9 protein-coding genes and 2 tRNA genes are annotated in these 15,305 nt (G+C 35.3%); 6 read left to right on the top strand and 5 right to left on the bottom strand.

All coding sequences use genetic code 11. The features are described from left to right. Positions 1–3 precede the first annotated feature (3 nt). A complete protein-coding gene (locus AAYQ19_RS08140; protein WP_343535752.1) occupies positions 4–4,497 on the top strand; it encodes an FIDD domain-containing protein in 4,494 nt (1,497 codons plus the stop codon). A 108-nt stretch (positions 4,498–4,605) separates the two neighbouring features. Here the strand turns inward: AAYQ19_RS08140 and typA are convergent, their stop codons facing one another. Continuing rightward, positions 4,606–6,402 carry a translational GTPase TypA gene (typA, locus tag AAYQ19_RS08145; RefSeq protein ID WP_343535753.1) on the bottom strand — a complete coding sequence of 599 codons (1,797 nt, stop codon included), beginning with the start codon at positions 6,400–6,402 and terminating at the stop codon, positions 4,606–4,608. A gap of 169 nt (positions 6,403–6,571) precedes the next feature. Here typA and AAYQ19_RS08150 point away from each other — a divergent pair, with 169 nt between their 5' ends. Together AAYQ19_RS08150 and AAYQ19_RS08155 are read left to right on the top strand one after the other, a co-directional pair. Continuing rightward, a complete protein-coding gene (locus AAYQ19_RS08150; RefSeq protein ID WP_343535754.1) occupies positions 6,572–8,281 on the top strand; it encodes a PAS domain-containing sensor histidine kinase in 1,710 nt (569 codons plus the stop codon). 5 nt (positions 8,282–8,286) lie between these two features. Next, positions 8,287–8,700: a response regulator gene (locus AAYQ19_RS08155; RefSeq protein ID WP_343535755.1), complete on the top strand. Its 414-nt coding sequence runs from the start codon at positions 8,287–8,289 to the stop codon at positions 8,698–8,700. Positions 8,701–8,919: 219 nt separating this feature from the next. On the opposite strand, the gene rpsT is transcribed toward AAYQ19_RS08155, so the two are convergent. From rpsT to proS, 4 genes are all read right to left on the bottom strand, one after another. Continuing rightward, positions 8,920–9,171, bottom strand: a complete 252-nt coding sequence (gene rpsT, locus AAYQ19_RS08160) for a 30S ribosomal protein S20 (protein WP_253788774.1) — start codon at positions 9,169–9,171, stop codon at positions 8,920–8,922. A 153-nt stretch (positions 9,172–9,324) separates the two neighbouring features. After that, a tRNA-Glu gene (locus tag AAYQ19_RS08165) sits at positions 9,325–9,396 on the bottom strand. 45 nt (positions 9,397–9,441) lie between these two features. Next, a tRNA-Glu gene (locus AAYQ19_RS08170) sits at positions 9,442–9,513 on the bottom strand. Between the two features lie 78 nt (positions 9,514–9,591). Continuing rightward, positions 9,592–11,070, bottom strand: coding sequence for a proline--tRNA ligase (proS, locus tag AAYQ19_RS08175; RefSeq protein ID WP_343535756.1), 1,479 nt, complete (start codon positions 11,068–11,070; stop codon positions 9,592–9,594). Between the two features lie 102 nt (positions 11,071–11,172). Between proS and AAYQ19_RS08180 the strand changes: the two genes are divergently transcribed. The 3 genes from AAYQ19_RS08180 to rimO all read left to right on the top strand — a co-directional run bounded on the left by AAYQ19_RS08180 (position 11,173) and on the right by rimO (position 15,271). After that, on the top strand, positions 11,173–12,177 hold the full coding sequence (locus AAYQ19_RS08180; RefSeq protein WP_343535757.1) for a hypothetical protein: 1,005 nt from the start codon (positions 11,173–11,175) through the stop codon (positions 12,175–12,177). Between the two features lie 47 nt (positions 12,178–12,224). Next, complete coding sequence (locus AAYQ19_RS08185) at positions 12,225–13,730, top strand: OmpP1/FadL family transporter (protein ID WP_343535758.1); 1,506 nt, start codon at positions 12,225–12,227, stop codon at positions 13,728–13,730. Positions 13,731–13,957: 227 nt separating this feature from the next. Then, positions 13,958–15,271, top strand: a complete 1,314-nt coding sequence (gene rimO, locus AAYQ19_RS08190) for a 30S ribosomal protein S12 methylthiotransferase RimO (protein WP_132989732.1) — start codon at positions 13,958–13,960, stop codon at positions 15,269–15,271. Positions 15,272–15,305: the final 34 nt, after the last annotated feature.

A 15,305-nucleotide genomic window follows, 5' to 3' on the forward strand; every position in this document is an offset into this window, starting at 1 on the left:
CCAATGAAAAAAACATTACACTTCTTATTGTTTCTTTTTTGCACTATAAATTGTTTTGCTCAATTTAGTAAAACACATTATATACCGCCATTGGTTTCTGCTGTAGGATTTGCAAATGATCAATATATTTACATTTCTACACCAAGCATCTCCAACGTCAATTTTAAAATCATTGCCAATGGAGGAAGCATAATTAACGGAACTGTAAACAGCAACAATCCTTATCGCTATTACATTGGAACTGGATTAGACACACAATTGTTCACGCCTTTAACAAGCATTGGTATTGTTTCAAACCGAGGATATATAGTAGAAGCCGAGGACCTTATTTATGTAAGTATAAGAGTCAATGCCGGACTAGCCCAAAACAACTATAATCACGCAGGAGGATTAGTATCCAAAGGAAATAGTGCGCTGGGAAATACTTTTAGATTAGGTGCAATGCTAAATCCGCTTTATGATGAAACATTATTGAACTTTGCATCAATCATGGCTACAGAAAACGGAACTAAAATCACGATTTCAAATATTCAAAACGGAACACAGCTTTTAAATGGCACTACCATTTCTGGACCAATAACAGTGACTTTAAACAAAAATGAAAGCTATGTGCTGGCCTTAAAAAACTATAATGACGGTCAAATTCTGTCTAATAGTTCTAAAATGATTGGAGCACTAGTCACTTCAGACAAACCAGTTGTTGTCAATTCAGGTTCTTTCGGAGGAAGTAATAGTACAGAATTGGGCAGAACCCAAAATGGGAGTCTAGCTCCTTTAGGAAGAGATGTTGGTTTTGACCAAATTGTCTCTTTAGAGAAAACCGGAAAAGAATATGTATTCCTAAAAGGCCTTGGAACTGATGAACTGGAACGTGTTTTATTAATAGCGCATTACGACAATACCGATGTATTCTTGAATGGCTCCACAGTTCCATATAAGACACTCAAAAGTGGTGAATATCTTGCAATTGACGGAAGCCAATTTATAAATGGAAGTTTATATGTAAAAACTTCTGCTAATGTATTTGCCTATCAAAGTATCGGAGGAACAACGCATCCTGCCAATCAAAATCTATTTTTTGTTCCTCCAATAAATTGCGCGACGCCAAATACGGTTGATAATATTCCTCAAATACAATCTATTGGAAACAATACTTTTAACGGATATCTAAATATTGTAACCGAAACCGGAGCAACTGTTTTATTAAACAACAATCCTATTTCTGCTTCTCCTTTTCCAATTCAAGGAACTGCAGATTTTGTGCGTTATACTGTTTCTGACTTATCCGGAAATATAGCTGTAAAATCAACCAAACAGGTTTATGTTTCTTATTTTGGAACCAATGGAGCCGCAACTTACGGAGGTTATTATTCTGGCTTTGACCTAAAACCTGAAATTGTGAGCGGAAAAATCACCTTAACAAATTCCGCCTGTATTCCAAATGTCTCTTTAAAAATCAACACTTTATCTTCTTATGACACTTTTCAATGGTTTAAAGATGATGTTTTAATTCCAGGCGAAAATAAAAATACGTTTACGCCAACCCAACCTGGTTTTTATCAAGTGAGAGGAAGTATTTCGGGCTGTGTCAGCGATGTTTTTTCAGATAAAATTCCAGTGAGCGATTGTCCTATAAATGTTGATAACGATTTGGCAAATGACAATATTGATGTAGATTATGACAATGATGGACTAACAAATTGTACAGAATCATATGGCAATTTGCCAATTAATACCTCAAACCCAAATTCAGGTTTGGTAAAAACAGGAACTTATTCAAATTCGTTTTCAGGCACAATTATAAATAGTAATCCTGCAAGTGCAATTCCTTTTTTAGGAAATAGCGATGGAAGCTTTATTACCGAAGTTCACCAAGGAAAAGGCCTATCTGTTAGCTATAATTTGAGTTTTATAAAACCAATAAATCTAAGTTTGGAATATGTAACAGCTGCAAATACCACTGATTTATTAAACTCTGATTCGCAATATATTATTAATTCAGACACTGACAAAACCGTAACCGTTTTAAATCCGACCAATCAATTATTAATTGATACAAATTATGACGGAATTTACGAAAGCGGCGTTACGCAATTTTCTTCTTTTGAAATCCGTTTTCGCCTAAATGGAAGTGTTCCTCTTCAAGCGGGAACTGGCACATTCAAATTTCAATCTTATCAAACAAAATCTTTTAAGATAACACACAAAAATCTTTTAGATACTGCTGGAAACAAAGCAACATTCCAACTAATTGCTACTTGCGTTCCAAAAGATACTGACGGCGACGGCATTCCTGATCAACTAGACCTGGATTCAGATAATGACGGAATTCCCGATCAAATAGAATCACAAATAAAACCAATTCCGCTTTCAAACACCGACACCAATTTAGATGGTTTAGATGAAATTTTCAATTTTTCGGCATCGCCAATTGACACTGATGCTGATGGAATCCCAAATTATCTGGATTTAGACAGTGATAATGATGGCATCTTCGATCTAGTAGAATCTGGAAGCAATGCAACTGACACAAATCGAGATGGTATTATTGACATTACAACTTTTGGAATTAATGGTTTAGCAGATGCTTTAGAAACCAATCCTGACAATGGCATCTTAAAATATACCGTTTTAGATTCTGATAACGACGGAATAAAAAATTATATGGAAATCGATAGTGACAACGATGGCTGTAATGATGTTATAGAAGCTGGGTTTAGTGACCCTAATTTTGATGGACAATTAGGAAATGTCCCTGTTTTGGTAAACTCTTTTGGGATCGTCACCAGCAAAACTGATGGTTATACCGCTCCAAACGGCAATTACATTATTGCAACTCCAATTATTATTACAAAACAACCAGAAAACCAAACTGTTTGTGAACTAGAAAAAGCTGTTTTTAGTATTGAATCTAATGCAGATACTTTTCAATGGCAATTGTCTACCGATGCTGGAACCACATGGAATGCCTTGACAGAAAACGCTACTTATTCAGGAACCAAAACTACATCTTTAACCATTCAAAAAGCAATTTCTGCAATGAATGGCTATCAATATCGTGTGCTTTTAAACCGCAATAATAATGCATGTGGATTAACTTCTGCAAATTCTGTTAAGCTTATTCTGAATGCTTTGCCTATTTTAAATTCACCTATCACAATCGTTCAATGTGATGACGACACTGATGGTGTTTCAAATTTTAATATTACGGAAAAAAACAATTTTGTTTCGGCTAATTCTTCTAATGAAACCTTTACTTATTACACCACTTTGGCAGGTGCAAACACAAAAGATCAAGCTCTTTTGATTTCAAATCCTCTCGCATTTAAAAGCAACAATAAAAGCATTTGGGCCAGAGTTGAAAACACAAACGGATGTTTCTCTGTAGCAAAATTAAACTTGAAAGTTTCAACAACACAAATTGATCCAAATTTTAAAAGATCTTTTGCTGTTTGTGATGATTTTATTGATGCCACCAATGATGACAAAGACGGAATTGCATCGTTTGATTTCAGTAGTGTCACGCAGGATATCCAAGCAATGCTTCCTTCTGCAAGCGATAATTATTCTATAAACTATTATGCGAATGAAACTGACGCCTTAGCAGAAACCAATACAATTACAAATCCTTCGAATTACAGAAATACGACACCAAATCAACAAAAAATTTGGGTAAGAGTTGACAGTAATCTCGACAATGCTTGTTTTGGTTTAGGAGCCTATATTACGCTTAAAGTTAATGCAAAACCCAATATTGACATCAACAGCAATCAAAGCGCCAATACATTAGTTTGTTCAAATCTGCCAACTTTCTTCGTCAAACTTGATGCTGGACTAATTGGCAATACTCCTGCAAGCACATACAACTATATTTGGTCGAAAGACGGCAGTATAATTCCTGAGGAAAATAGTGAAACTTTAGAAGTCAATGAAGAAGGAAAATATACTGTAGAAGTTTTTACTAAGGAAGAAAATAGTTGCAGTCGAACAAGAACTATTACAGTAACAGCTTCTGATATAGCCCACCTAGACTCTGTTTCTATTTCAGATTTATCCGATTACAATACTGTTGAGGCAAATGTTTCTGGAGCTGGAAACTACGAATACAGCATTGATGATCCTAGCAGTTCATTTCAAGAATCTAACCTTTTTGAAAATGTTCGCCCAGGCATACATGATCTTTACATTAATGATAAAAATGGATGCGGAAAAATTTCGAAAACCATAGCAGTACTAGGAATTCCAAAGTTTTTTACCCCAAATGGTGATGGCTACAATGATTATTGGAACATACAAGGTGCAAATGAGACTTTTAATTCTGGAGCCAAAATTCTTATTTTCGATCGATTCGGCAAATTAATCAAAGAAATTATCGCCTCTGGTAACGGTTGGGATGGGACTTTCACAGGCAATCCAATGCCTGCTGATGATTATTGGTACACTTTAAAATTAGAAGATGGCCGAGAAGCAAAAGGTCATTTCGCTCTAAAAAGGTAACTTCATTAAATCCCAAATTTTAAATTCCAAATTCCAAAAATAAAGCATAAAAAAATCCCAAACTCCATATTGGAATTTGGGATTTTTTATATTGAAAGTTAAAACTAATTAGATTTTATATCTTTTTCTATCAGTTTCACTTAAGTAAATCTTTCTTAAACGAAGAGATTTTGGAGTAACTTCAACATACTCATCTTTTTGGATGTACTCTAAAGCTTCCTCTAATGAGAATTTGATAGCTGGAATAATTCTAGCTTTATCATCAGCTCCAGAAGAACGTACGTTAGAAAGTTTTTTCGTTTTAGTAACGTTAACAGTCATATCGTCGCTACGAGTGTTTTCTCCAATTACCTGACCTTCATAGATATCCTCGTTAGGATCAACGAAGAATTTACCACGATCTTGTAATTTATCGATAGAGTAAGGAATTGCTTTTCCGTTTTCCATAGAGATTAATGAACCGTTGTTACGTCCAGGAATTTCTCCTTTGTATGGTTCGTATCCAATGAAACGGTGTGCCATAATAGCTTCACCAGCAGTAGCAGTAAGCAATTGATTTCTTAAACCGATAATTCCACGAGATGGAATGTTGAATTTAATAATCATACGCTCCCCTTTACCTTCCATAGAAAGCATTTCACCTTTACGGATCGTTACGAATTCAACCGCTCTACCTGAAAGGTTTTCTGGCAAGTCGATCGTTAATTCCTCAATTGGCTCACATTTAACACCATCAACTTCTTTGATGATAACTTGTGGCTGACCAATTTGAAGCTCATACCCTTCTCTTCTCATTGTTTCAATAAGAACTGACAAGTGCAATACACCACGACCAAAAACCATAAATTTATCAGCAGAATCAGTTTCACCAACTTTCATCGCTAAGTTTTTCTCTAACTCTTTTGTCAATCTTTCACGGATGTGTCTAGAAGTAACAAATTTACCTTCTTTACCAAAGAATGGAGAATCGTTAATTGTAAACAACATACTCATTGTTGGCTCGTCGATAGCAATTGTTTGTAAAGCTTCTGGGTTTTCAAAATCAGCGATAGTATCACCAATTTCAAAACCTTCAATACCTACAACAGCACAAATATCACCAGCAACAACCTCTTCTACTTTTCTACGGCCTAAACCTTCGAAAGTATGCAATTCTTTAATTCTTGATTTGATGATTTTTCCATCTCTTTTTACCAAAGAAATTGGAGAACCTTCTTTCAAAGTACCTCTTTCAAGACGACCAATAGCGATACGACCTGTAAAAGAAGAGAAATCTAAAGAAGTGATCAACATTTGTGGAGTTCCTTCTGCAACTTTTGGAGCAGGAACATTTTTGATAACCATATCCAATAATGGCTCAATGTTTTGTGTTTGAACTTTCCAGTCATCAGACATCCAGTTGTTTTTAGCTGAACCGTAAACAGTTGGGAAATCCAATTGTTCTTCAGTAGCACCTAATTCAAACATTAAGTCAAAAACTTTTTCGTGAACTTCTTCAGGAGTACAGTTTTCTTTATCAACTTTGTTGATAACTACACATGGTTTCAAACCTAAATCAATAGCTTTCTGTAACACGAAACGTGTTTGTGGCATTGGCCCTTCAAAAGCATCCACTAACAAACATACACCATCGGCCATGTTCAATACACGTTCAACTTCACCTCCAAAATCCGCGTGGCCTGGAGTGTCAATAATATTGATTTTTGTTCCTTTATATTGAACTGATACGTTTTTAGAAGTAATAGTAATACCTCTCTCACGCTCTAAATCGTTATTATCAAGAATTAAATCACCTGTGTTTTCATTTTCACGAAATAACTGACAGTGATACATAATTTTATCAACCAAAGTTGTTTTACCGTGATCGACGTGGGCAATAATTGCAATGTTTCTAATAGATTCCATCTGTGATTTTTAATGGCTGCAAAGGTACACTTTATTTTCTAAAAAAAAACGTTTCTAACATAGTTTGCGTATATACAATCAATTAGTTAATACAAAACATCAAAACACAGCCCTTAAATTGAACTTTACTTATTGTTTAATTATAGTTAATTTAACTATATTTGAAGTAATGAAAAGTAAAACTCTCCAAATTACTCTAGTTTACATTCTAGTATCATTATTTATGGCGGTACTCTGTCATAAAATACTTACCACTTATTTTTCAGACGTTAAATATTTTTATCTTTTTTTTCTAAAAGACATTTTCTTCATTTTAACTACAGCCTTATTTTTCAAATACATAGTTTCTAAAAACGAAAAACATAATGTTACCGTTTTCAAAAAATTAAAGGAAACAAACGAAGAAATAAAAGAATCCAACGAAAAATATGACATTGTAGCAAAAGCAACAAGCGACACGATTTGGGACTGGAAAATTCAGGAAGACAGCATAAATTGGAACAAAGGAATTGAAGGGATTTTTGGATACAATCCCACCGAAGTTGGCAAGACTTCTAAATGGTGGTTTGATAAAATTCATCCCGAAGACAGCATCAGAATGTCAATAAAATTATATTCTTTCATTGAGCAAAAAACCGAAAAATGGCAAGATCAATATCGCTTTAGATGTGCCGACGGAAGCTACAAATATGTTTTAGACAGAGGTTTTTTATTGAAAGATGAAAATGGAAGAGCCATCAGAATGATCGGAGCCATTCAAGACATCACAAAACAAAAAGAAGAAGAACAACGATTGAAGCTTTTAGAAACTGTAATTACCCAATCAAAAGATTCAATTTTAATTACAGAAGCCAATTCGCAGGCACGAAAAATTCCGAAAATCGTGTACGTAAATCCAGCTTTTTCGCAAATGTCAGGTTATTTATCAAATGAAATTGTTGGCAAATCTCCGAATATTTTCAAAGGCCCAAAATCAGATTCTGAAGAATTAAAAAAACTATTGCGAGCAATCAAAAATGAAGAAGAATGCTTGATTGAAACCATTAGCTACACCAAACAAAAAGAAGAATATTGGGTTCGCTTTTCGATGATTCCAATTTTCAACAATGAGGGATCAATTTCACACTGGATCTCTATACAAAGAGATATCACGGAAGAAAAAAAGCTTGAAACCGAAAAAGAGCATCTTATTCGAGAATTGACCCAAAACAACAAGGATTTAAAGCAATTTTCATACATCACTTCACACAATTTGAGAGCTCCATTATCAAATTTAATTGGGCTTTTAAATCTAATTGAAGATATTCCGATTGAAAATCCAGAGCTTGAAGAAATTTTATCTGGATTTACCAAATCAACTCATTTACTGAACGAGACCATCAATGATCTGGTAAAAGTCATCATCATCAAAGACAATCCTTCGATGCAAAAAGAGGAAGTTTCTTTAAAAGAAGTCTTTGAAAATGTTTTCAGTCAATTATCTTTTCAAATAGAACTGCATAAACCAATTATAAAGCTTAAATTTGACCGTGTTCCATTATTAAACACAAACAAAGCATATATCGAGAGTATTTTGCTTAATTTGCTCACCAATTCTATAAAATACAAATCAGAAAACAGGAAGCTAAAAATATCCATTATTGCTGAACAGATCGACAATAAGGCGATATTGACATTTAAGGACAACGGAATTGGTATTGATTTAGAAAGAAACCGTGACAAAGTTTTTGGCCTATATCAAAGATTTCATAATTATCCAGACAGCAAAGGACTTGGCCTATATCTTGTAAAATCTCAGGTTGAAACCATGGGAGGAACAATCAGCATAGAAAGCGAAGTCAACAAAGGCACCACCTTTATAATAACATTTAAAAATTAAAGATCATGCTCGAGCAGATTTTATGCATTGACGACGACCCAATCACGTTGATGTTATGCAAAAAAGTAATTTCGAAGTCACAAATTTGCCATGAAATTATTACAGCTCAAAATGGCGAAGAAGCCCTTCATCACTTCAACACTTTAAAATATACCAACAACAAGAACAAAGACAACAAAAAACCCGAATTAATTTTTTTAGACCTCAATATGCCAGTTATGGGAGGCTGGGAGTTTTTAGACCATTTCACTTCTTCTGACTATAAAGAATTCAACACCGCAAGTGTCATCGTATTATCTTCTACAATTGACCCAGAAGATTTAGCCAAGGCAAAAAAATATCCAATAATAATAGACTTCCTTTCAAAACCTATTACACAGCCAATGCTGGAATATCTTAAAAAGAAAATAGATCTTTAGATTAAATCCCAATACTAAAATTCCAAATTCCAACTTTACAAGAGCGGGGATTTGGAATTTTTTTATTTCAAAAAGAGATTTTGCGCTTCAAAACTTGAAACTTGAAACTTGAAACTTGAAACTTGAAACTTGAAACTTGGAACTTGGAACCTGGAATTTGATATAAACAAAAAAAGTCCTCGAAAAGAGGACTTTTTAATATCTAATAAATTGTTTTAATTACAATTTAGCAACATGTTTCGTTAATTTAGACTTCAAGTTAGAAGCTTTATTATTGTGGATGATGTTCTTTTTAGCTAATTTATCAATCATAGAGATTACAGTTGATAATTTTGCAGTAGCATCAGATTTATCAGTAGCTAATCTTAATGCTTTGATAGCATTACGAGTAGTTTTATGTTGGTATCTGTTAAGAACTCTTCTTTTTTCGTTGCTTCTGATTCTTTTTAAAGCTGACTTATGATTTGCCATTTCTTTTAATTTTAGATGTAATAATTATTATAAATACTAGTTAAAAAAGAAAAACCTCCCACAATTGCAAAACAATCACTTTGGTTTTAACTAATAAAACAAAAACCGAGACACCAATTTTTGTTTTACAAAACTTATTTACAACTAATTTTGTAGTCCGTAGGGGAATCGAACCCCTGTTACCAGGATGAAAACCTGGCGTCCTAACCCCTAGACGAACGGACCTCAATTCTCCTAAGTTGGAAATTATTCAATATGTAATATAACTTGTAGTCCGTGGGGGAATCGAACCCCCCTTACCAGGATGAAAACCTGGCGTCCTAACCGATAGACGAACGGACCGCGCTTCTGTATTGCGGATGCAAAGATACATCTATTTTTTATTTGCGCAACACCTAACGCAAAAAAATATATTATTTTTTAGTACGCCTTAGCAAAAAGCACTCTTTTAGATGAAGGATTCCCAGTAAACACGCAGGTTCCCGCCTCTTCAACAGCATCCAAAGGAATGCAACGAATGGTCGCTTTTGTCAAATCTTTTATCTTTTCTTCTGTCGCTGCAGTTCCGTCCCAGTGAGCAGAAATAAAACCTCCTTTGCCTTCTAAAACTTCTTTAAATTCCTCAAAATTATTCACTTGTGTAATATGAGTATTTCTATATTCAAATGCTTTAGTAAATAAGTCATTTTGAATCTGCTCAAGCAAATCATTTACATAATCAACGATTTTCTCCGCTGCAACAACTTCTTTTGACAAATTATCACGTCTTGCCACTTCAAAAGTTCCATTTTCTAAATCTTTTGGACCTACAGCAATACGAACAGGAACTCCTTTCAATTCCCATTCAGCAAATTTGAATCCTGGTTTTTGAGTCGTTCTATCATCATACTTCACTGAAATTTTCAGCTTTCTTAGTTTTGCTGTCAATTCATTAACGGCTGCTGTTATCTGCGCTAATTGCTCATCTGTTTTATGGATTGGCACAATTACAACTTGTATTGGAGCCAAATTTGGAGGCAACACCAAACCTTGATCGTCAGAATGCGTCATAATCAACGCCCCCATAAGACGAGTAGAAACTCCCCAAGAAGTTCCCCAAACATGTTCTTGTTTTCCTTCTGCATTTGCAAATTTCACATCAAATGCTTTTGCAAAGTTCTGCCCCAAAAAGTGAGAAGTTCCAGCCTGCAATGCTTTTCCGTCTTGCATTAATGCCTCAATACAATAAGTTTCATCTGCACCAGCAAAACGCTCAGTTTCCGTTTTAAGACCTTTCACAACAGGAATCGCCATAAAGTTTTCTACGAAATCCGCATAAACGTTCATCATTTTTTCAGACTCCTCAATCGCTTCTGCTTTAGTAGCATGAGCCGTATGTCCTTCTTGCCATAAAAATTCGGCAGTTCTCAAAAACAAACGCGTACGCATTTCCCAACGAACCACATTCGCCCATTGGTTAATTAATAAAGGCAAATCTCTGTACGATTGCACCCATCCTTTATATGTAGACCAAATGATCGCCTCACTTGTAGGACGAACAATTAATTCCTCTTCTAGCTTTGCATTTGGATCGACCATCAATTTTCCTGGTCTTTCCTCATCATTCTTTAATCTATAATGTGTTACAACAGCACACTCTTTTGCAAATCCTTCCGCATTTGTTTCTTCTGCCTCAAACATGCTCTTCGGCACGAACAAAGGAAAATAAGCGTTCTGATGCCCCGTTTCTTTAAACATTCGATCTAATTCAGCCTGCATTTTTTCCCAAATAGCATATCCGTATGGCTTAATTACCATACATCCTCTAACTCCTGAATTTTCAGCTAGGTCTGCTTTTACAACCAGTTCATTATACCATTTAGAATAATCTTCTGATCTTGTAGTAAGGTTCTTACTCATATTATATAGTTTGGCACAAATTTTGTTTTAAATAATTTTAACTAAATAGTTTGACAAAACTAACTATTTTTGTAATGTGCAACAATAAAAAACACCACAGATATGAAAACTTCTACTTATCTCCGCCAAAACTCAAGTTACTTTTACTTAATTGGACTACTGAGTTTTCTCCTTGCTTCGTGTGGCTCTTACCAAAACACTTCTTATTATGACAATGATGGGGTTTATGGCAAATCTACAAACACGTATGCACAAACGACTGTCACAAGCACTAATAGTCAATATAAAGATTACTTCAAGTCATTACAAGACGCGAATCAACCTACCGAAATTTTTACTGACGTAGATAATTACAGCAATTATGCTGTAAACGATAGCACACAAACAGCATCCGTAGCAGCTTATCCAGGCTGGGGAGGCTACAGCACAGAAACTTCTGTAGCTGTTTACTCTGATCCATCATGGTATTTTGGAATCGGATTTGGATGGGGATATCCTTATTATGGATACGGATGGGGATATCCATACTATGGCTGGGGCTATCCATACTACGGATGGGGATATTATCCAGGATGGGGATACCCAGGTTGCGGTTACGGATATTATGCAAATTACAATTATAGCTACGGAAGAAGAGGATCAGCTGCTTATTACGGATCTAGAGGATACGCAACAAGAAGCTCATCATACGCAGGAAGAAATTATGCTGGCAGAAGTTATGCCGGAAATGATTTCACAACAAGAAATTATGCTGGAAGAAGCAGCTACAATACAAATGGAAGAAGCTATTCAGATTACAGAAGAAGTTCTTCTGTAAACGGCAGAACCTATTCAAGTCCAACATTTACTGATAGAAGAAGCACTGCGCAAGGCCAAAGCAGTGGTTATGATTATTCTAACAGAAGATCAAGTGCAGGAATGACCAACAGAAGCTACAGCACTCCAAACAGCAGTTCATCCAGAACTTACTCTCCTAGCCCATCTCGTTCATCGATGAGCAGTGGCAGTGGTGGAAGATCCTACAGCGGTGGCGGTGGTGGCTACAGTGGCGGTGGCGGCGGAGGAGGAAGATCCTACGGCGGTGGCGGTGGCGGAGGAAGAAGATAATTCCTCTTTTTCACCAAATCATTCACTTACTTTAAAAATCTAACCAGATGAAAAAAATATTCTTCCTTTTTACTATAGGACTATCTTTTAGCGCCTTACATTCTCAAGAAATATCTGATGCTGTACGCTATTCACAAGACAACTTAACAGGGACGGCAAGATTCCGAGCCATGAGTGGTGCATTTGGAGCCGTTGGAGGAGATTTATCAGCCTTAACTGTCAATCCAGCCGGATCAGCAATATTCAACAACAATCAAATTGGGGTTTCTTTTAGTAATCAAACCAAAAAGAACAACTCCAATTATTTCGGAACTGAAACCAGCGAAAAAGACAATTCTTTTATCTTAAATCAAGCTGGAGCTGTTTTTGTTTTTCATGACCATAATCCAAATAGTAATTGGACAAAGTTTGCCATTGGAACAACTTATGAAAACACCAACAATTTCAATAACGAAATGTTTTCTGCCGGCACAAACCCTAGAAACTCAATTGACCAGTACTTTTTGACTTATGCTAATGGAATTCCTTTGAACAACATTACAAATATTCCTTATAGAGATCAATATTACGACGAACAACAAGCTTATTTTGGATACAAAGGATATGTAATAGATCCTGTAAATCCAAATGACGGCAACAATACACAATATGTTTCTGCCGTTCCTGCTGGAGGAAATTATTACCAAGAAAACTCAGTTTACACTACAGGCTACAACAGCAAACTAAGCTTCAACATGTCAACGTCATATAAAGACAGAATTTATTTTGGAGCGAACTTAAACTTACATATTTTAGATTACAGAAGATCAAGCAGTTTCTACGAAGACAATAGCAATCCATTAGAAGCACGCGAAACAATATCTAGCTTGCGTTTCAACAACGATTTATACACTTACGGAAACGGCTTTTCTTTCCAATTGGGTGCAATCGCAAAAGCTACTGATGCCTTGAGATTTGGTGTTGCTTACGAATCAAATACTTGGTACGATCTTTATGACGAGGTTTCACAGAGCTTAGGAACAACTAGACAAGCCGCAGGTGGTCCTGAAATAAACGAAAATGTTAATCCGAATATAATTAATGTGTATGACAGATACACTTTGCAGACACCTGATAAATTCACTTTCAGCGGTGCTTATATATTTGGGAAATCGGGCTTAATTAGCGTTGATTACTCGATCAAAAATTACGGAAACACAAAATACAAACCAACTAGTGATCCAGGATTCAGAGGATTAAATGCTGACATGAGCAATCAACTGACATCAAATGGAGAGCTAAGAATTGGTGCTGAATATAAAATCCAAAGATTAAGTTTGCGTGGGGGTTACCGTTTTGAGGGAAGCCCTTATAAAGACGGCAGAACAATTGGCGATTTAAACAGCTACTCAGGAGGTTTAGGATATAGCTTTGGAGCAACAAAATTAGACTTAGCTTATTCTTATATGGAAAGAAAATCAAATCAAGGATTTTTCGCAACAGGGTTTACAGATGGAGCAAACATCACTTCTAAACTAAACAATGTAACTTTAACTTTATTATTTGAATTGTAATTAAAAATCAAAATAGATGATTGAAGATTTCCGTCAAGTATTTTTCTTGGCGGATTTTTTTTTAGCTTAAAAAGAAGCGGTTTCATTTTACACCACTCAGAATCTATTAAAATTCAAAAAAAATATAGCGGACAGCGGGATTAGCTTCATAAAAAACATCTAAAAGAAACCGAAACAAGCGGTGTTTGAATAAAAAAGTGTAATTTTGCACTCCAATTTATAAAAGTATGAGAACCAAGTCTTTAAAAAAGAACAAAATTAACGTAATCACTCTTGGGTGTTCAAAAAATGTTTATGACAGCGAAGTCCTTATGGGACAGTTGCGTGCGAATGGAAAAGAAGTTGAACATGAGGCTCCTGCAGAAAAAGAAGGAAACATTATTGTAATTAACACTTGCGGTTTTATTGACAATGCAAAAGCCGAATCTGTTAATATGATTTTGGAATATGCCGACAAGAAAGACAAAGGATTAGTTGACAAAGTTTTTGTTACTGGATGTTTATCTGAACGTTACAGACCAGACTTAGAAAAAGAAATTCCGAATGTGGATCAATATTTTGGGACAACTGAGTTGCCTCAACTACTAAAAGCATTAGGCGCCGACTATAAACACGAACTATTAGGGGAGCGTTTAACAACAACTCCAAAGAATTATGCTTACTTAAAAATTGCAGAAGGTTGCGACAGACCTTGCAGTTTTTGTGCTATTCCTTTAATGCGTGGTTCTCACGTTTCTCAACCAATTGAAAAATTGGTAAAAGAAGCTGAAGGCTTAGCTAAGAATGGTGTTAAAGAATTAATTTTAATTGCACAAGACTTGACTTATTATGGTCTTGATCTATATAAAAAGAGAAATCTTGGAGAACTTTTGGAAGCATTAGTTAAAGTAGAAGGAATTGAATGGATTCGTTTGCATTATGCTTTCCCAACTGGTTTTCCTATGGATGTTTTGGAAATCATGAAACGCGAGCCAAAAATCTGTAATTATATTGATATTCCGCTACAACATATTTCTGATTCGATCTTGAAATCAATGCGTCGTGGTACAACCCAAGCTAAAACGACTCAATTATTAAAAGATTTCCGTGCTTCAGTACCAGGAATGGCAATCAGAACAACTTTGATTGTTGGATATCCAGGTGAAACTCAGGAAGATTTTGAAATTCTGAAAGATTTTGTTCAAGAAATGAAATTTGACAGAATGGGATGTTTTGCTTATTCTCACGAAGAAAATACTCACGCTTATTTATTGGAAGATGATGTTCCGGATGATGTAAAACAAGCTAGAGCAAACGAAATAATGGAATTGCAGTCACAAATTTCTTGGGATTTGAACCAAGAAAAAGTTGGAAAAGTTTTCAAATGCATTATCGACAGAAAAGAAGGAGCACATTTTGTTGGCCGAACTGAGTTTGACAGCCCAGATGTTGACAATGAAGTTTTGATTGATGCCTCTAAACATTATGTAAAAACTGGTGAATTTGTTAATATCAAGATAATTGAAGCAACAGAATTTGATTTATACGGAGAACCTGCTTAAATTTACGCTAACTATTATCAATTTAGATAAAAAA

It is taken from the genome of Flavobacterium mesophilum (genome assembly GCF_039581405.1).
GTDB lineage: Bacteria > Bacteroidota > Bacteroidia > Flavobacteriales > Flavobacteriaceae > Flavobacterium.

Coding starts and splice junctions, on each gene's coding strand:
- AAYQ19_RS08180 (WP_343535757.1), top strand. CDS start 11,173: ATGAAAACTTCTACTTATCTCCGCCAAAACTCAAGTTACTTTTACTTA.
- rpsT (WP_253788774.1), bottom strand. CDS start 9,171: ATGGCAAATCATAAGTCAGCTTTAAAAAGAATCAGAAGCAACGAAAAA.
- AAYQ19_RS08155 (WP_343535755.1), top strand. CDS start 8,287: ATGCTCGAGCAGATTTTATGCATTGACGACGACCCAATCACGTTGATG.
- AAYQ19_RS08140 (WP_343535752.1), top strand. CDS start 4: ATGAAAAAAACATTACACTTCTTATTGTTTCTTTTTTGCACTATAAAT.
- proS (WP_343535756.1), bottom strand. CDS start 11,070: ATGAGTAAGAACCTTACTACAAGATCAGAAGATTATTCTAAATGGTAT.
- rimO (WP_132989732.1), top strand. CDS start 13,958: ATGAGAACCAAGTCTTTAAAAAAGAACAAAATTAACGTAATCACTCTT.
- typA (WP_343535753.1), bottom strand. CDS start 6,402: ATGGAATCTATTAGAAACATTGCAATTATTGCCCACGTCGATCACGGT.
- AAYQ19_RS08150 (WP_343535754.1), top strand. CDS start 6,572: ATGAAAAGTAAAACTCTCCAAATTACTCTAGTTTACATTCTAGTATCA.
- AAYQ19_RS08185 (WP_343535758.1), top strand. CDS start 12,225: ATGAAAAAAATATTCTTCCTTTTTACTATAGGACTATCTTTTAGCGCC.